The following is a 17,582-nucleotide window of genomic DNA, read 5'->3' on the forward strand; positions in this document are numbered from 1 at the left end:
TGTCCAACCGGAAGAATTGGAGGGCGTCCATGCCTGACCACCCCGAACCCGACTACCGCTTCACCCTCGCGAACGAGCGCACCTTTCTCGCCTGGATCCGCACCTCACTGGCACTGATTGCGGGGGCGGTGGCCGTCACCCATCTCGCACCGACATTCGGCAACTCGTCTACCGGCGCTGCCCTCGCGATCGGCTCCACCCTGCTCGCCGTCACCATTATCATCGGCAGTTACTTCCACTGGCGCTCAGTCCAACTCGCCATGCGTCGAGGGCTGCCATTGCCCACGTCCCCGCTGATGCGGATCCTGGTCTGCGGCACCACCGGCCTCGCGGTCCTCACGATGACCACCCCGCTCCTCGGATGACCGATCCGACCGAACGCGATCAGGGTCTGCAACCCGAGAGAACCGCATTGTCGTGGCGCCGGACTGCCCTGTCGTCGGCCACGGTGGCCGGCATCCTCACCCACGCTGCAATACGGACGCAGCACACCGCCGCGATCGTTCCCGCTGCCGCAGCATTGATGACCATGAGCACCATCGTCGTCGTCGCGGGGCTGCGCGGCCGTGCTCTACGTCGGCACACTGCGCGTCTCCCCGACAAGGTCCCCGCCCTGACAAGCCTGGCGGTGCTCACTACCGCACTCGCAGAACTAGTGACGCTCGACCTCCCCCCCATGACACCAACCGATCCGGCGAATGAGGTTGAGTGATCGGGCAAGTCACCTGCGTACCTCACACTCTGGGACGATGCTCTCGCGTGTAATCCCACGGTCGCAGCTGTTCGACGGCCTTGCCGACCCGGAAGACGGTGGCGTCGTCGTAGGTGTGCCCGACGATCTGCACCCCGGTGGGGACGCCGGATGACGTGTGACCGCTGGGGACGGCCAGGACCGGACACCGGTTGTTGATGTTGAACGGGAGGGTGAGCAACGCCTCCGCGGCGTGATCGAGCCGCTGACCGTCGACGACGATCCCGTCGAGCATGTCGTCCCCCGCGGGGTAGGCCGATACGCCGGACGTCGGGCACAGCAGGGCATCGAACCCGGACATCGCCTCGGCGAGCTGTCGGTGCATCCGGGTCTCGATTCGCAAACCGTCGACGAAGGTGGCCCCCGTGCGGGCGCTCGCGGTTTGGGTCGCGAACGCGCGGGTGTAGGGGGCGAGAAGATCCTCGTTCCCGGCCGCGACCTGCGCCACGATCGCACCCATGATCGTGCCGAAATGTGTTGTCACTGCCAGTCGGATCTCCTCGGCGGTCCACGGCAGCTCGATCTCCTCGACGATCGCCCCGGCGGTCTCGAGCGCACGTGCCACCGCGCGGGTGTTGGCCTCGATCTCCGGTTCCACCACGAAGCAGCCCAGCCGGATACTCAACGCCACGCGCATGCCCTCCACCGAGGGGTATTCGGTGGGCAGCGTGATCGCAGGACGTAGTGAGGTGTGGTCGCGGACGTCCGGCCCGATGAGCATGTTCGCCAACAGGATCGTGTCGTCGACGGTGCGTGCCATGGGACCGTCGCCGCGATAGAAGTCCATGCTCATCGGGGGCATCCCGGGGATTCGCCCGTACGGGGCCTTGTATCCGACGGTCCCGGTGAACGCCGCCGGGCCCCGGGTCGAGCCCCCGATGTCCGACGCGGTCGCCAGCGGGGTGGTTCCGGCGGCCAGCGCCGCCGCGGAGCCGCCGGAGGATCCGCCCGGGCTGTAGGCGAGGTTCCAGGGGTTGCGGGTCACGCCCCACATCGGGGTGTGGGTGAACCCGGCGACGCTGAATTCGGGGGTGGTGGTGCGGGCGTGGATGATGCCGCCTGCGGCGTGGATTCGCTCGATCACCGGAGCGCTCTCGGCCGCGACAACGTCCTTGTTCACCAGCGAGCCCTCGGTGAGGGATCGCCCGGCGATAGCGTGCTTTTCCTTGGCGGCCACCGGAATGCCCTCCAGCGGACGCGGCGCCGGGCCGCGTCCGAGATAGCGCTGCTCGGCTTCCTCGGCCTGTACGAGTGCCTCGTCGAAGAGTTGCTCGCAGAACGCGTTCACGTGGGGTTCGACCTGCTCGGCACGGTCGATGAGGGCGTGCATCAGCTCTACCGGGGACAGTTCGCGCGAGTCGAAGAGTGCTCGCGCTGCGGTGGCGCTGAGGTACGGGAGATCGGTGGTCATATGTTCCTCGTCTTTCGTGAACCCGATGGGTTGTCGAAGCTGTTGTAGCGCAGTGCTAACGGGACGCAGCGTGCGGTGAGCGCTCCGTGGCGAGCGCGTGCGTCGCCGCCGCGTGCATTGCTGCGGTCGCGGCGGGCAGCACGGATGCCGGGTCGGGCGCGAATCGTGGTGAGTGGTTCGGTGGGATTCCGGCCGGTGGTTGCCCCGCTGCCAGGGCCGCGAGATCTGCTTCACTGAAGCGCTCGTGTTCCATCCCGCCGATGTGCCAGAACACCGAAGGACACCGCGCCGCGGTCCCGAGTTCGCTGAAGTCCTCGCTGCCGGTCAGTGGATGGGGCAGACGATGTACGGGCATTCCGGCCTCGGCGATTGTCCGCAGCACGGACCCGGTCACGTCCGGAGTGTTGACGGTCAACGGAAAGCTGTTGAACTCCTCGATATCCGGAGACTTCGGCGCATCGGCAGCGGCCGCCTCCGCTTCGGCCAGTCGCCTGATCGCCGTCAGCATCCGCTCACGCGACGCCGGTGTGAACGTCCTGAGGCTGAGGAGCAACTCGGCATCGTCGGCGATGATGTTTGCGGCGGTGCCCGCATGCAATGCACCGGTGGTGAGCACCGGCGCCGGCCGGGCGGAGGCCTCACGGGCGGCGAGAGTCTGGAATCGCAGTGTCAGTGAGGCCGCCATCAGCAACGGATCGACCGCGCTGTGTGGCGTCGACGCGTGGCCACCGCGCCCGAACAGTGTCACTCGGATGCTGTCGGACGCGGCCATCACGGTACCCTCCCGGGAGACGACGACGCCCGCGGGCAACGGCGCTACGTGCTGGCCCAGGCAGATCGCGGGCGTCGGAAACCGTTCGAACAGGCCGTCGTCCAGCATGGCGCGCGCACCCTGCCCCGTTTCCTCCGCGGGCTGGAACACCGCCAGAACCGTGCCGTCGATCGTCGGCGCGCCGGCGAGTCGCGCGCACACCGCGAGGAGCGCAGCGACGTGCACGTCGTGTCCGCACGCATGCATGACCCCGGGCACCCTCGACGCGTAGTCCAAGCCTGTGTCTTCCTGCACAGGCAAGGCGTCCATATCCGCGCGCAGAAGCACCACCGGCCCGGGGCCGCCCCGCAGAACACCGACGACGCCGGTGCCACCGACGCGCTCGGTCACCTCCCAGCCGCCGAGGGCGCGCAACTCGTGCGCCACGAGACCCGCGGTGCGGTACTCGCACGCTGAAAGCTCGGGATGCGCGTGGAGATCGTTGTAGACGTCCCGCCAATGGGACTGCTGTGCGGCATCATTCGACAGTGGAATGCTCATGGGTTTCCTCTCGGTCGGGGGTGCGGTCGAGCCGGACGGCGGCGAGCATGTGGTCGGTGGTCTGGGGTGCGGCGAGAACGGCGGCGATCGCGATGAGCGGGCCGACGGCCAGCGCACCGAAAGCAGTGGTCCAGGACGCGGCGTCGACGATCGCTCCGAAAGCCAAGGGCGCCGCGATGCCGGCGATCATGCCGCCGAACAGGATCATCGAGGACGCGGCCCCGGAAACCGAAGCCGGGAGGCTGCGCAGCGGCACCGCGAACGCGGGCATGTAGCACAGTGCACTGATGCCGCTGAGGACGGTTCCGACGACGACGAACATGGTCACCGATTCCGTGTGGGGCAGGACGATCACGAGTGCGGCACTGACGATCATCGCGGGGACGATGATGCGGCTGGGTCTTCCCTCCCACCGGTCCGACAAACGGCCGCCGACGATCACGGCGATGGCGGCCACGAGGGTCGGGGCGATCGAGAGCAGACCCGCGGTGCCGATCGACACGCCCCGCTCCTCGTGGAGATACGAGACGGTCCAGGAGCCGATGCCCCACACGATCACGTCGTATCCGAAGAACACCAGCGCGAAACACCACATCGCGGGCGCTCGGAGCACGATCCCCACGCCACTCGAACTGCTGCTTCGGTGTGCCGTGGCGGGGTCGAGTGCGGACACGTCCGAGGGCAGTGCCTCGGGCATCCAACGCTTGATCGCAACCACGACCACAACCCCGAGGACGGCGATGACGGCGAACATCGGCCGCCATCCCCACAGTGGCAACAGAATCGACGCGATGATCGCGGCGGCGAACGAGCCGAAGGCGTTCGAACTCAGCATCCACCCGTTGGCTGTCATCCGCTGCTCGGGCACGCTGCGTTCCGACAACAGCTTGATCGCGGCTGCGGGGAACGCGCCCTGCGCGAAGCCGAACAGCAGCCGGATCGCCAACAGTGCGGTGAACGACCAGGCGATCGCCGTGAGCCCGGTGAACAGGGACCACGCGATGAGACCGGCGAGGGCGATACGCACAGCACCGAACCGATCGGCGAGCAGCCCGCCCGGGATCTGCGACAGCGCGTAGGCGACGAAGAACGCCGACACGATCAGGCCGCGCTGCCCGTAGTCGAGTGCGAATTCCGTACCGATCGCGGGCAGGGCGAGATTGATGACGAGTCGGTCGATGTAGTCGACCGCCCACGCCGCGAAGAGCAGTAGCACGGTGATGCGAGTGGAACGCAGCACGATAAATCTCCTCACAAGACGAACTCGATGGGTGGGATGACTCACAATGGACCGCGTGGCACTCGAAACCCCTGACGCGCAGCATTCCGGCGCAGAACACCCCTTCGTGCCGGATTCCGGCGGCGCCTCGTTCAGCGAGTTCGACCTGACCCTGCTCAACGCGCTCCAGATCAGCCCACGCGGGTCCTGGGCCCAGATCGGCACTGCCCTCGGTGTGGACGCCACCACCGCCTCCCGGCGCTGGCGCCAGCTATCCGACGACGGACAGGCGTGGATCACCGCGTACCCGGTCGGGCAACACCACACGAACGCCTACGTGACGCTCGAGTGCACTCCCGAGGCCGTTCACCGCGTCGGCTCAGCACTGTGCGGGCTGAACTGCGCTTATCAGGTCGAACGCACCGACGGCAAGGCGCAATACTTCGCCGCCGTCGCCACCGCCGGCCCCCAGGCCCTCGACGATCTGGTCCACGACCATCTGAGCCGGATACCCGGAGTGGTCTCGATTCGGGCCGAGCTGTGTCTGCACGTCTACCACGAAGGCGGCGGATGGCAGCCGCGGACGTTGGACAGTGCCCAGCGCGCCCAGCTCACCACGCCACCGAGTGATCCGTTCCCGGTTCCGCTGAAGGCGTCCGACCGTCCGTTGCTGGACGCATTGAGCGCCGACGGGCGCTGCAGCTACGCCGAATTGGCCGACCGGTGCGGAGTCAGCGAGACGACCGTCAGGCGCAGGCTCGGCAAGCTCACGCGATCAGGCCAATTGGCCTTCCGATGTGACATGACCCAGCAGGCAGCAGGCTGGCCGCTCAATGCAATATTCGAGGTCGACGCGGGTGCCGATCTCGACCGTGTGGGCCGTGCCGTGTCCACGTGGCCCGAAATCCGGCTGTGCGCCTCGACCAGCGGGCGATACAACCTGCTCGTGTACCTGTGGCTGCGCTCGGCGCAGGACTGCCGCCGCATCGAGGAACGGCTCGTTGCCCTGTCCGACAACGTTCGCGTCGACAGCCGCCGGGTGACGCTTCGACCGCTCAAACGGATGGGGCGGTTGCTCGGCCCGCACGGCGCCGCAGTCGGCCACGTTCCCTTGGATGTGTGGCGCGACAGTTCGCCGAGATCGGCGTAGACGAACAACCCACACGATTTCGCTGTTGTGGTGGCCGCGTCCCGCAGGGAAGGTAGAGGCATGTCGATTCCTCTGAACTCCGCGCGGGCGGCGCTCGACCCCGAGGAACTGCTGGCCGTGGCGATCGCCGAAGCCGAACTCGGCAAACGTGAGGGCGGAATACCGATCGGGGCTGCATTATTCGCCGGCGACGGAACCCTGCTGGGCAGCGGTCGCAACCGACGAGTCCAGCACGGCGACCCGTCCGTCCACGGTGAGACGGACGCCTTCCGCGCGGCCGGGCGCCAACGTGACTACCGCTCGACGATCATGGTGACGACCCTGTCACCGTGCTGGTACTGCAGCGGTCTGGTCCGGCAGTTCAACATCGGCGCGATCGTGGTGGGGGAGAGCGTGACGTTCACCGGCGGTCACGAATGGCTCCGCGAGAACGGCGTGGACGTGACCGTCCTGCGCGATCAGCACTGCATCGACCTGATGGCCGAATTCATCGAGACCCAGCCCGAACTCTGGAACGAGGACATCGGCGTGGCCGAATGACCGGCGCCTCCGGCACCCGTGCGCCTTTCCGGTAGCGGGGGCTACCCGAAAGGCGCACGGGTCCGAAGGGCCTCGTCGGTCAGTTCCAGCCACCGGGTGACGCCGATGTCGTGGAGGAACTGCCGGTCGTGGCTGACCACGATCAACGCGCCGCGGTAGCTGCGGAGCGCCTGCGTGAGGTGAATGAGACTCGGCAGGTCGAGGTTGTTCGTCGGCTCGTCCATCAGCAGCAGCCGCGGGGCGGGTTCGGCCAGCAGGATGGTCGCGAGCGCGGCCCGCAACCGTTCCCCACCCGACAATGCCGCCGCGAGCACATCGGAATCGTTGCCGCGGAACAGGAACCGGGCCAGTTGGGCACGGATCTGTTCCTGCGACGCGTGAGGCGCCGCCGCGGCCACGTTCTCGGCGACCGTGAGCGATTCGTCAAACACGTCGAGTCGCTGCGGCAGCGCCTTGAACGGAACTCGCGGTCCCGCGGCCACGACGGCGTCGAGCAGGGTCGTCTTGCCGACGCCGTTGCGTCCGACGAGGGCGATCCGCTCGGGGCCCACGACGTCCAGCGACACCTGCTGTCCGCTGAGCAGGCTCACGTCCCGGACGGAGACCACCTCCTGGCCCGAATGCACTTCCGTGGCCGGGAGGTCGATGCGCACCTCGCGGTCGTCCCGCAGGGCACTTTCCGCTTCCGTCAACGACTCCCGCGCTTCGTCGACCTTCGCGATGTGGTTGTTCCGCAGCTTCCCCGCGGATTCCTGCGCCTGACGCTTCCGCAGCCCCATCACGATCTTCGGTTCGCGCTTGTTCTCGAACATCTTCTGCCCGTACCGCTTACGACGGTCGATCTTGATGCGGGCCTCGACGAGTTCCCGCTTCTGCTTCTGCACATCGCTGCGGGCATCGCGCACCGCGGCCCGCGCAGCCTCCTGCTCCGCCTCGACGATCTCCTGGTAGGCACTGAAGTTCCCGCCGAACATGCGGATCTCACCACCACGCAGCTCCGCGACGGAATTCATGAGATCGAGCAGGTCGCGGTCGTGGCTGACCACCAGCAGGGTGCCCGGAAACTGTTGCACCACCTCGTAGAGCTTGCTGCGGGACGCGCTGTCGAGGTTGTTGGTGGGCTCGTCGAGGAGCAGCACCTCCGGTTCCTTCAACAGTTGCGCGGTGAGGCCGAGCAACACGGTCTCACCGCCGGACAGGGTGCCGACGGTGCGATCGAGGTCGGACGTGCTGCCGAGCACGCGTTCGAGACCGAGCCGGTGCAGGGTCGAGACCGCCCGCTCCTCGATGTCCCAGCGGCCGGTCGCGGCATCGAAATCGTCTGGTGTGCCGTCGCCGGACTCGATGCGGTGCAACGCCGCCCGGAGGTCGGCGATGCCCAGGATCCGGTCGACCTTCAGTGTGGGATCGAGCGTGATGTCCTGCGGCAGGTACGCCACCTCGCCCTGCGCCGTCACCGACCCGCGGTCGGGGTGCAGGCGCCCGGCGATCAGCCGGAGCAGGGTGGATTTACCGGAACCGTTGAGACCGACCACCCCGGTGCGTCCGGGGCCGAAGACGGCATCGAGGCCGTCGAAGACCGGCTCGCCGTCGGGCCAGGTGAACGTGAGGTCGGACAGGGACAGATATGACTGGGCCATGGGGTACTCCCGAGGTGTGTGCGGATGAAGACTCGCGTGACTACCTCGTCAGGAGCAATGGACCGTTCCCCTCTGTCTGACACGCCCGGTGCGCATCGGTGACGTCCACGATAGGACGCCGCCGATGCCCGCGCAATCGAATTAGATCTGAGGGCCGTCGGCCCGGAGTTCGTCCACCTTCGCCATGGCGTCGCGGAGTTCGGCGAGCCACTGTTCGCTGTGCTGGCCGGCCAGGCGCACCGTCCACATCAGGGCGTCCGACCGCGACCGCGCCACACCGGCGTCGACGAGCGTGTCGAGAACCTTGCGTTCGGGTTGGCGCAGCCGGGTCATCACCGGAACGGCGAGGTGGGTGAACAACGTCTTGTGGCCGTCGAGGCTGACGCCCCACGCGACCTTGCGTCCGTAACGCCTCTCGGCCTCGTCGGCGATGCGCATCCGATCGCCCCGGGTCGTTTCGCGGAACCGGGAGATGCGTCCGTCGATCGCGGCCTCCGAACCGGAGTCGGCGGACTCGACGGGCGGCAATTCGCCGACCACCACGATCTCCTCGCGGTCGACCTCGACGGTCGCGGGGCCGGTGAACCAGTCGTCGGGAAGACGGCCGGTGAACCATTCGGCCGCGTCGCTCGCATCGGGGACATCCGCCTGCTGCCATCCACCGGGCCGGCCGAAGCGGCGCGGGCCCGGACCTTGTGTGTTCCTCATGGCGTCCTCCTGGGGACCCTGGTGCCGCGATCACTGTGATGCAGCACTGATTACATGATTACACCGATTATTCGAAGCGCGCCACCACGTCAGGCATGATCGAGTCCGTGCGCACCTCAACCGTTCGTCACAGCCCCATCCGTCCCACCCCCACCCGGAAGGCAGCGGCCGGAATCGCCGTCCTCGCGTCCGTGCTCTCCGCCTGCGGACTCTTCGGGCCGGACCAGCCCGACACCGTCTCGCAGCAGTTCGCCGACGCCCTCAACAGCGACGACGTGCAGGCCGCCGCCGAACTCACCACCGATCCGGTCGCCGCAACCGCCGCGATCACGGCGATGTACGACGGGCTCGGAAACAAGGACGGGACGTTCACCCGCACCGACGTGCAGGAGGCGGGTGACAACGGCGGCACGTTCACGATGGACGTGTCGTGGCCGTTCGCGCCGGGGCAGGAGTGGAAGTACAGCACCACCGGCAACGCCACCAAGGAAGGCGACGACTGGAAGATCGTCTGGGACCCGGCCGTCCTCGCACCCGGCCTCACCGACGACACCACCGTCCGGTACACCACCACGACCGGGGCGCCGCCGAAGGTCCTCGCGGCGGGCGGGGCACCGATCCTCGAGCAACAGGTCGTGACGCTCGTCAACCTCGAACCGGGTGCGGACACCGCGGCGGTGGCCGCGTTGCTGTCGCCCATCGCCCCGACGATCACCGCCGCCTCGCTCCAGCAGGATCTGGCCGGCGCCCAGGGCAAGCCGGTGACGGCCATCTCGCTGCGCGCCGAGGACCTCGCGCCGATCGAACCGCAGTTGCGGCAACTCGCCGGCGTGACACTCGCCCCGCAGACCAGACTGCTCAGCACGGACAAGGCGCTGGCCTCACCCACCCTGGCGGGCCTCGGCGACCTGTGGCAGGAGGGACAGGACGCCTCCGCCGGCTGGGCGGTGCAGCTGGTCGGCCAGGACGGCGCGGCCAAGAGCATCGCCGGCGAGCAGGGCCCCGACGCCCCCGACATCGCGACGACCCTCGACCTCCCGATGCAGATGGCTGCCGAGCGGGCGCTCGCCGACGTCCCGCAGCAGGCCGCGATCGTCGCCCTGCGACCGTCCACGGGCGAGGTGCTGGCGGTAGCGCAGAACGCCCCGGCCGACGCACTCGGGCCGATCGCGCTGACCGGCCTCTACCCACCGGGATCCACGTTCAAGACGGTGACGACGTCCGCGGCCCTGCAGGCCGGCGCCGCCACACCGGACACCGTTCTGCCCTGCCCCGGCACCGAGAACATCGAGGGCAGGCAGATCCCCAACGACGACGAATTCGACCTCGGCGCGGTCCCGCTGCACACCGCCTTCGCGCGGTCGTGCAACACCACCATGGGACGGCTGGCGGTCGGCTTGCCGCCCGACGCCCTGCAGCAGGCCGCGCTGCAGTTCGGGCTCGGCGTCGACTACGTGACGCCCGGGCTGACGACCGTGACCGGCAACGTGCCCGTCGCCGACAGTCCGGCGGCCCGCGTCGAGTCCGGGATCGGGCAGGGGCAGGTGACCGCGACGCCGTTCGGGATGGCCATGGTGGCCGCCTCCATCGCGAACGGTTCGACGCCGTCGCCTATGATCGTGCAAGGCCAACCGGGAACCGCCGACAAGGCGGCGCCCACCGTGCCTGCGAACGTCACCTCCGACCTCCGGACGATGATGCGCGAAACTGTGACGGGCGGTACCGCTACTGCGCTGCAGGACATTCCGGGACTGCTCGGCAAAACGGGGACGGCCGAGTCGGGAAATGGTCCAGCGCACGGCTGGTTCGTCGGAATCAAGGACGACCTAGCATTTGCCGTATTTATAGCAACAGGTGACAGTTCGGCCCCTGCTGTGCAGGCTGCGGGGCGTTTTCTTCGATAAACCCGTTCGCGCTTGGCTGTTCGGGGATAAGTTGTGGCTCAACCGTAACTCCTTCGTAGGCAAATGGTGCTTGTTACGCATGTGACTGAAAGCAAGATGGTGGACATGGGGAATGGACGATCGCTTGGCCGCCGCAACAGATACGTGATCGCCCTGACGTCGGCTGTCGTTCTGGCGGTGATTCTGGCGTCGTGTGTGCTGTCGAAAGAGGAGGCGACCGCTCAGTCGGTCGTCGACGACTTCGTCAACGCACTGAACGAGGGCGACGCCGCCGCTGCTGCAGCGCAGACCTCTTATCCCAACGCCGCGGAGACGGCGATTCAGCAGATGTTCGACGGTCTCAAACCCGAGGACGCCAAGTTCGACCTGACCCAGTTCATGGATCTCGGCTCGGACTCCGGCTTCTTCACCGTCGGTGCCGCTTGGCATTTCGGTGAGGGCAAGGATTGGACCTACCAGGTTCAGGGTGGCGTGCGGAACCTGTCCGTCGGCTGGCGGATCTCCTGGGATCCGTCGATCCTCGCGCCCGACCTGGGCAACGGACGGGTCGTCCGCTACGACCGGACGGACGCCGCTCCGCCGCGGGTCTTCGACGCGTTCGGTGCGTTGCTCATGAACGAGCAGACCATCAACTCGGTCACCCTCGATCCCGCCACGATGCCCGATCCCGTCGCGACCACCCGGCGGCTCGCGGAGGTCCTCGAGCCGGTGGCGCCCCTCGTGACGTCCGACACGATGATGGCGGAGATGGCCGAGAAGCCCGGCCAGCAGGTCACCGCCGTGCTGCTGCGCGACCAGGACTGGGAGTACCTCGAGCAGGATCTCGCGATCCCCGGCGTCGTCACCATCAAGACGCCGAAGCTCATCACGGCGGATCGGCGCATCACGACGCCGCTGCTGGATCCGCTGCGCAAGGTGTGGCAGGCCAACCGGGACGCCACGGCCGGCTGGGCCGTCCATCTCGTGGACCCCGACGGCACGCTCATCCCGCAGGCAGGCTTCCAGGGCCCGCCTGGACCGGACATCGTCGCAACCATGGACTCCCGCCTGCAGCTGGCAGCCGAGGAAGCCGTGGTCAGTGTCGGCACCCCTGCGACGATCGTCGCGATCCAGCCGTCCTCCGGCGCCGTGCTGGCCGCCGCACAGAACAATCAGGCGATGGAGCAGGGGCCGATCGCGTTCCAGGGCCTGTATCCCGCCGGGTCGAACCTCGACCTGGTGAAGAAGGCCGCCGGACTGCAGAAGGGCGTCGACCCGTCGTCGCTGTCGATCGAGGACATCGAGAAGGTGGGCAATCAGCTCGGGCTCGGCATGAACTACAAGATCCCGGGCCTCGACCATCAGACGGCCGTCTTCACCGCCGACCAGTCGGGCATGAACCAGGTGATGAACCGTAAGGACAGCGACCTGCCCGCCGTGACGCCGTTCGGGATGGCCATGCTGGCCGCGTCGATCGCGCGGGGCAGTGCGCCGGCCCCGATGATCGTCCAGGGACAGCCGGGCACCACGGATGTGGCCGCTCAGCCGCTTCCGGCGAACGTCAACGACCAGCTCCGCGGCATGATGCGCGACAACGTGGTGCGGGGCGGAGCGTCGTTCCTCAACGGCTACCCGGACCTCATGGGCATGAACGGGGCGAGCGGCGACGACCGCTGGTTCTACGGCTCACGCGGCGACCTGGCCTTCGCGGTCTTCGTCGCCGACGCCGATGGTGGCGACCGGGCGGTGAAGATGACCGACATGCTGTTCCGTGAGATGGCGAAGCCGGCGAACTGAGGACACGGTGATGGCGAAGCCGGCGAACTGAGGACACGGCGGGACCGTCCGCGCTGAGGGAGTAAGTGAGCAAGGGTAAGTTTCTACCTTGTGTCCCTGCTTGATATCGGTCTTCTCGTCGTAGCGGGGTTCTTCGCGGGACTGGTCGGCTTCGTCACCGGCCTGGCGTCCATCGTGTCGTATCCCGCACTCCTCGCGGTCGGTCTGCCGCCGGTGACCGCGAACGTCACCAACACGGTCGCGATGGTGGCGGTCGGCGTCGGCGCCCTGTCCAACTCGACGCGGGAGGTCGCCGACACCGGTCCCAAGCTGTGGCGCTGGGCGCTGTACTCGGCTGCGGGCGGCCTGGTCGGCGCGGGAATCCTGCTGGTGGCCCCGGCGGGGTCGTTCGAGGCGATCGTCCCGTTCATGGTGGCGTTCGCCGCGCTGGCGCTGCTGCTGCAACCCCGGCTCCGCGCGCTCGCGGGCGAGCGCGACATGCCACGCGCGTATTCGGTGTCGCTGTTCGTCGTCGCCATCTACGGCGGGTACTTCGGCGCCGGCGCCGGCGTGATCTTCCTGGCGATCGCCTTGATCCTCACCTCGGAGAAGATCTGGCGCGCGACCATCCTGAAGAGCTTTCTCCTCGGCGTCGCGAACCTGGTGGCGGCGATCGGGTTCGCGGTCTTCGGTCCCGTCCACTGGGGCGCCGCCGCCGCGATGGCGGTCGGCGCCCTGGCCGGTGGCTGGTGCGGGCCGCCTGTCGTCAGGCGGATACCACCGTCCGTCCTCCGCGTCGTCATCGCGATCGCGGGATTCGGGTTGGCCGCGTGGTTGTGGGTGCGCTGAGACGACGCTCAGTGCATCGTCAGTGTCGTAATGCCGCCATGCGTCAGTGCACGCCCTTCATCAGACGCCGGATCCACGGTGAGCCGATGGCGAGGAGCACCCCGACTGCGATCGAGCCCAGCCCGACCGCGGTGAAGTACGGGACTTCGTTGTTCTCGTCGTAGTAGCCGGCCAGTGTGCCCGCCATGGCGGTGCCCAGGGCGACGGACAGGAAGAACAACGCCACCATCTGGGTGTGGAAGGCCTCGGGCGCCAGTTTGGTCGACAGCGACAGCCCGACCGGGGACAGCAGCAGTTCGGCGAACGTGAACAGCAACAGGATTCCGGCCAGGCCCAGCAGCGGTGCACTGTTCGCGCCGCCACCCGACATCGGGATGAACGCCAGGAACGCGATACCCATGATGACGGTGCCCGCCGCGAACTTGATCGGCGACGACGGCTGGCGGGGTCCGAGCTTCGTCCACGCGGCTGCGAAGACGCCCGCGAAGATGATGATGAAGACCGGGTTGATGGACTGCACCCAGGACGGCGGGAAGTCCCAGCCGAACAGATTGCGGTCGAGTCGCTTGTCGGAGTACACCGCGACGGTGGTGAACTGCTGCTGGAACAGCGACCAGAACACCGCGCTGGCGATGAACATCGGGATGAACGCGTAGACGCGGCTGCGCTCGACGGCCGTGATGCGGCGGCTCGACAACATGATCGCGAAGTAGCCGATCGCCGCGACGATGGTGAGGCCGACCACGATGTCCGACATGTTGGCCGCGGTGATCACCCCGGTCAGGGACAGGGCCGCAATGACCACGACCGCGGCGGCGCCGATCGCGATCCACTTGGGTCGCTGGGCGCGGGGGAGGGGATTGGGCGGTTCCGCGCCGATGCCGCGGAGGTGCTTGCGGCCGAGCGTGTACTGGATCAGTCCGAGCGCCATGCCGATTGCGGCGAGCGCGAAGCCGGCGTGGAAGCCGATGGAATCCTGCGCCCAGCCCGTCAGCAGCGGGCCGACGAGGGCGCCGAGGTTGATGCCCATGTAGAAGATGGAGAATCCGGCGTCCCGGCGCTCGTCGTTTTCGTCGTAGAGATCACCGACGAGGGATGTGGCGTTGGCCTTGAGCCCGCCACTACCGAATGCGACGCAGACCAGGCCGATTCCCACACCCCACAGTCCTGGGAACACGGCGAGGGCGATGTGGCCGAGCATGACGAGGATGGCGCTGTAGAACAGGGTCCGTTCGGAGCCCAGGAGCCGGTCGGCGATCCAGGCTCCGAGAATGGTGGACAGATACACCGTTCCGCCGTAGGCGCCGACGATGCTGGTCGCGGACGATTCGGCGATTCCGAGGCCACCGTCGGCGGCCGAATAGTAGAGGTAGTAGATCAGGATGCCTTGCATCCCGTAGAAGGAGAATCGCTCCCACATCTCGACGCCGAACAGGTTCGCGAGGGCGAACGGCTGGCCGAAGAAGCCGCGGTCGGACCGCTTCTCGTCCCGGGCCGGATCGATGGTGTCACTCATGGGAAAACTGTCTCACCTCGAGCGGGTGTGCGTGTGCCGTCGGGGCGGATTCGCCGCTATCGGGTGGTGGCGCGCGACTTCGTCACGATCTTCGCGACGGCACGCCAGCCGAGGAGGAACACGGCGAGCACCGTGCCCGCCACGAGGACGAAGCTGAACGCCGTTCCCTGGCCGCTGACGACGCGCAACAGCATGCCCACCGCGAGCGTCGACAGCCACACCACGATGCCCGTCGGGACGATGAGGAACGCGTCGAACTTGTCGCGGTAGAGCGCGACGGTGGCCAGCCAGCCGACCGCCAGGCCGGTCAGGAACGGCCACGCCGTGGTGGCCAGACCCGTCAGTGCGTTGGCTTCGTCGTGACTGCGGCGGCCGATGGCGCAGAACACGATCACGAGGACGACGTCCAGGACGAGCGCGGGGAGGTACTTCTTCACACGGCCAGCCTAGAGGTGGTGCCTTCTCGCAGTTCCGGCCGATCGACTTCGCGAGACCGCGCTGGCCGGAACGCGTCGCGAGCTGACGGTCGTGCGGTTCACCGATCGTGGAAGGGCACGGCGTTCATACGATGACGCGGTGCGGGTCGGTACGTGGGAACGTTCGCAGGTTCCTCATCCGCATCGGGTGATGCGGACCGGGGCTGATCACCGCAGTGTTGTCAATCGTAGGGCTCGCCCACAGTCGGGGCCGGTATGGAGACCCGACGCGTATCCGAGACGAAGAACAGGGACGAAGAAAAGGATTGCCGTGACGAACCAGACGTTGTCCGATCTGGCATCTCATGCCTACATCTACGGATTTCCCCTCGTCTTCAACGTGGACCAGGTCCACCGGTATGTCCACGAGGGAGTCGGAGCGAATCCCGCAGCAGGGTTCAACACCTTCAGCCACGCGCGAGCCTTGGCCGGCCCGGCAGACACGTTCGTGACCATCAACAACGACACCGTGTACTCGATGGCCCAGATAGATCTGTCCGTGGGACCTGTCGCCCTGCACGTTCCGGACACTGCCGGCCGGTACTACGTGCTGCAGTTCGTCGACGCCTGGACCAACAACTTCGCGTACGTGGGCCACCGCGCCACCGGCACCGCCGCCGCCGATTTCCTGCTGGTGCCGCCGGGCTGGAACGCCGGCGATCCGGGCGACGCCACCGTCATCACGTTCCCTACGACGGTTGCCTCGATCGTCGGCAGGTGGGGATGCTCGGGCGACGACGACCTTCCGGCTGTTCATGCGTTGCAGGATTCGACCACTCTGACCGTGCTCGACCCCGGCACCCGACCCGCGGGTCTCCCGTCGCCGGATCCGACGGTCGGCACCGACCTCCTGTTCTTCGAGAAGCTACGGCTGTGGTCACAGGCCTTCCCGCCGGCTACACGCGATCGCGCATTGCAGGACTCGTTCGCACCGCTCGGAATCGACCGATCCGGCCCCACTCCCTACTCGTCACCGGACGACGAGACGGCGGCAGCTCTGCGCGCAGGCTTGGCTGCCGGTCGTCAAAACCTGGACACGGCACTGACAAAGGGGTCGAGTCCCGAAGTCAACGGCTGGAAGCTGACGTTCCACGCCTTCGACTACAACCTCGACTTCTTCGAAGTCGGGGCGCTCGACGACGCACGATTCAAGATCGAGGACCCGACCTTGCGGATCATCGAGCGGGCTGCCGCAGCCAAGGGAGGGCTCTGGGGGAATCACCCCTACGAGGCGGCATACATCATGACCTACCTCGATGATCGGGGCCGGCAGCTCACCGGTTCGAATACGTACACACTCCGCCTCGATCCGACTCCGCCCGTTGACGCATTCTGGTCGCTGACCATGTACTCGGTGCCGGACTTCTTCCTGGTGAGCAACCCGATCAACCGCTATTCGATCGGTGATCGCACTCCCGGGATCGTGCGCGACGAGGACGGGTCGTTGACCATCACCATCAGCCACACCAAACCCGCGAGTGATGCCGCAACCGCGAACTGGTTGCCCTCTCCCGCAGGAGACTTCCGGCCCGTACTCAGAATGTACGAGCCCGCACCATCAGTGCTGGATCAGACGTACGTCGTCCCACCGATCACCAGGATCTGAGACTGCGAGCGAACGACAGTCCCAGGTTGGAACGGGCACTCGTTTCAGTACCACTGATATCGACGCCCATGGGTCAGGCCTGCAGGCCGGCCTCGATCTCGAGGGTGATGGTGATCTTGTCGCCGACGACGGCTCCGCCGCCTTCGAGGGGCATGTCGATGGTGATGCCGAAGTCCTTGCGGTTGAGGACGGTGGTGGCTTCGAAGCCGGCGACCGGGCCGTTGCCCATGCCGGGGTTGACGCCGTTGAACTCGAGGGCGAGCTCGACGGGGCGGGTGACGCCGTGGAGGGTGAATTCGCCTTCGACCACGTAGTCGTCGCCCTTGGCGCGGACGGCGGTGGAGGTGAAGGTGGCGGTGGGGTACTGCTCGGCGTCGAAGAAGTCGGCGGACTTGATGTGGGCGTCGCGGTCGGTGTTCTTGGTGTCGATGGACGCGACCTGGATTTCGGCGGTGACGGCGGCGGTGCCGTCCTCGGCGACGGTGATCGCGCCGGTGAAGTCGTTGAAGGTGCCGCGGACCTTGCTGACCATGAGGTGGCGGACGGAGAAGCCGACGGTGGAGTGGACGGTGTCGATGGCCCAGGTTCCGGCGGTGAGGTTGGGCAGGGTGGCGGTGGCGGTGGTCATGTGAACTCCTCGGATCGTCGACTCAAGTAGTTGAATGTTCAAGTTCTTGTATCTTCAACTATGAACCCGGTGAATTTCTTCCGCAACCCGAATGTGTTGCCTGTCACATGACGCACG

At 67.2% G+C, this 17,582-nt stretch carries 16 protein-coding genes; 8 read left to right on the forward strand and 8 right to left on the reverse strand.

Annotated features, from left to right (window positions below; genetic code table 11):
- The first annotated feature begins 29 nt into the window (after positions 1 to 29).
- Both QM693_RS05000 and QM693_RS05005 read left to right on the forward strand, forming a co-directional pair.
- The gene (locus QM693_RS05000) at positions 30 to 365 is read left to right on the forward strand and encodes a YidH family protein (protein ID WP_283351603.1); all 336 of its coding nucleotides are present in this window, start codon (positions 30 to 32) and stop codon (positions 363 to 365) included.
- Positions 362 to 712: a DUF202 domain-containing protein gene (locus QM693_RS05005; protein WP_283351604.1), complete on the forward strand. Its 351-nt coding sequence runs from the start codon at positions 362 to 364 to the stop codon at positions 710 to 712. The genes QM693_RS05000 and QM693_RS05005 overlap by 4 nt, the downstream gene beginning before the upstream one ends.
- A 22-nt stretch (positions 713 to 734) precedes the next feature.
- On the opposite strand, the gene QM693_RS05010 is transcribed toward QM693_RS05005, so the two are convergent.
- The 3 genes from QM693_RS05010 to QM693_RS05020 are packed head-to-tail and all read right to left on the reverse strand — an operon-like array spanning position 735 to position 4,714.
- Complete coding sequence (locus QM693_RS05010) at positions 735 to 2,162, reverse strand: amidase (RefSeq protein WP_283351605.1); 1,428 nt, start codon at positions 2,160 to 2,162, stop codon at positions 735 to 737.
- Positions 2,163 to 2,217: 55 nt separating this feature from the next.
- On the reverse strand, positions 2,218 to 3,474 hold the full coding sequence (locus tag QM693_RS05015; RefSeq protein ID WP_283351606.1) for an amidohydrolase: 1,257 nt from the start codon (positions 3,472 to 3,474) through the stop codon (positions 2,218 to 2,220).
- Positions 3,452 to 4,714: an MFS transporter gene (locus QM693_RS05020; protein ID WP_283330853.1), complete on the reverse strand. Its 1,263-nt coding sequence runs from the start codon at positions 4,712 to 4,714 to the stop codon at positions 3,452 to 3,454. The genes QM693_RS05015 and QM693_RS05020 overlap by 23 nt, the downstream gene beginning before the upstream one ends.
- 55 nt (positions 4,715 to 4,769) lie before the next feature.
- Here QM693_RS05020 and QM693_RS05025 point away from each other — a divergent pair, with 55 nt between their 5' ends.
- Both QM693_RS05025 and QM693_RS05030 read left to right on the forward strand, forming a co-directional pair.
- Positions 4,770 to 5,843: an Lrp/AsnC family transcriptional regulator gene (locus QM693_RS05025; RefSeq protein ID WP_280784563.1), complete on the forward strand. Its 1,074-nt coding sequence runs from the start codon at positions 4,770 to 4,772 to the stop codon at positions 5,841 to 5,843.
- A 60-nt stretch (positions 5,844 to 5,903) separates the two neighbouring features.
- Positions 5,904 to 6,383, forward strand: a complete 480-nt coding sequence (locus QM693_RS05030) for a nucleoside deaminase (RefSeq protein ID WP_280784562.1) — start codon at positions 5,904 to 5,906, stop codon at positions 6,381 to 6,383.
- Between the two features lie 41 nt (positions 6,384 to 6,424).
- On the opposite strand, the gene QM693_RS05035 is transcribed toward QM693_RS05030, so the two are convergent.
- Together QM693_RS05035 and abmR are read right to left on the reverse strand one after the other, a co-directional pair.
- Positions 6,425 to 8,023 (reverse strand): ABC-F family ATP-binding cassette domain-containing protein, encoded by a 1,599-nt coding sequence (locus QM693_RS05035; protein ID WP_283330854.1) that lies wholly within the window; start codon positions 8,021 to 8,023, stop codon positions 6,425 to 6,427.
- A 141-nt stretch (positions 8,024 to 8,164) separates the two neighbouring features.
- Positions 8,165 to 8,731: an ATP-binding transcription factor AbmR gene (abmR, locus tag QM693_RS05040; RefSeq protein WP_280784560.1), complete on the reverse strand. Its 567-nt coding sequence runs from the start codon at positions 8,729 to 8,731 to the stop codon at positions 8,165 to 8,167.
- 95 nt (positions 8,732 to 8,826) lie between these two features.
- Between abmR and QM693_RS05045 the strand changes: the two genes are divergently transcribed.
- The 3 genes from QM693_RS05045 (at position 8,827) to QM693_RS05055 (ending at position 13,239) form a co-directional block, all read left to right on the forward strand.
- Positions 8,827 to 10,635, forward strand: a complete 1,809-nt coding sequence (locus QM693_RS05045; protein ID WP_283351607.1) for a penicillin-binding transpeptidase domain-containing protein — start codon at positions 8,827 to 8,829, stop codon at positions 10,633 to 10,635.
- Between the two features lie 96 nt (positions 10,636 to 10,731).
- Positions 10,732 to 12,411 (forward strand): NTF2-like N-terminal transpeptidase domain-containing protein, encoded by a 1,680-nt coding sequence (locus tag QM693_RS05050; RefSeq protein WP_283351804.1) that lies wholly within the window; start codon positions 10,732 to 10,734, stop codon positions 12,409 to 12,411.
- Positions 12,412 to 12,501: 90 nt separating this feature from the next.
- Positions 12,502 to 13,239, forward strand: coding sequence for a sulfite exporter TauE/SafE family protein (locus QM693_RS05055; RefSeq protein ID WP_283351608.1), 738 nt, complete (start codon positions 12,502 to 12,504; stop codon positions 13,237 to 13,239).
- A gap of 43 nt (positions 13,240 to 13,282) precedes the next feature.
- On the opposite strand, the gene QM693_RS05060 is transcribed toward QM693_RS05055, so the two are convergent.
- Positions 13,283 to 14,755, reverse strand: coding sequence for a peptide MFS transporter (locus QM693_RS05060; protein WP_283330856.1), 1,473 nt, complete (start codon positions 14,753 to 14,755; stop codon positions 13,283 to 13,285).
- 56 nt (positions 14,756 to 14,811) lie between these two features.
- Entirely contained in the window at positions 14,812 to 15,192 is a 381-nt protein-coding gene (locus QM693_RS05065; protein ID WP_280784556.1) for a DUF3054 domain-containing protein, read from the reverse strand.
- Positions 15,193 to 15,502: 310 nt separating this feature from the next.
- Here QM693_RS05065 and QM693_RS05070 point away from each other — a divergent pair, with 310 nt between their 5' ends.
- Positions 15,503 to 16,837 (forward strand): DUF1254 domain-containing protein, encoded by a 1,335-nt coding sequence (locus tag QM693_RS05070; RefSeq protein WP_283351609.1) that lies wholly within the window; start codon positions 15,503 to 15,505, stop codon positions 16,835 to 16,837.
- A 73-nt stretch (positions 16,838 to 16,910) separates the two neighbouring features.
- On the opposite strand, the gene QM693_RS05075 is transcribed toward QM693_RS05070, so the two are convergent.
- A complete protein-coding gene (locus QM693_RS05075) occupies positions 16,911 to 17,465 on the reverse strand; it encodes a YceI family protein (RefSeq protein ID WP_009476977.1) in 555 nt (184 codons plus the stop codon).
- Positions 17,466 to 17,582: the final 117 nt, after the last annotated feature.

Origin of the sequence: Rhodococcus sp. IEGM 1305, assembly GCF_030058635.1 — a bacterium.
Classification (GTDB): domain Bacteria; phylum Actinomycetota; class Actinomycetes; order Mycobacteriales; family Mycobacteriaceae; genus Rhodococcus_F; species Rhodococcus_F opacus_D.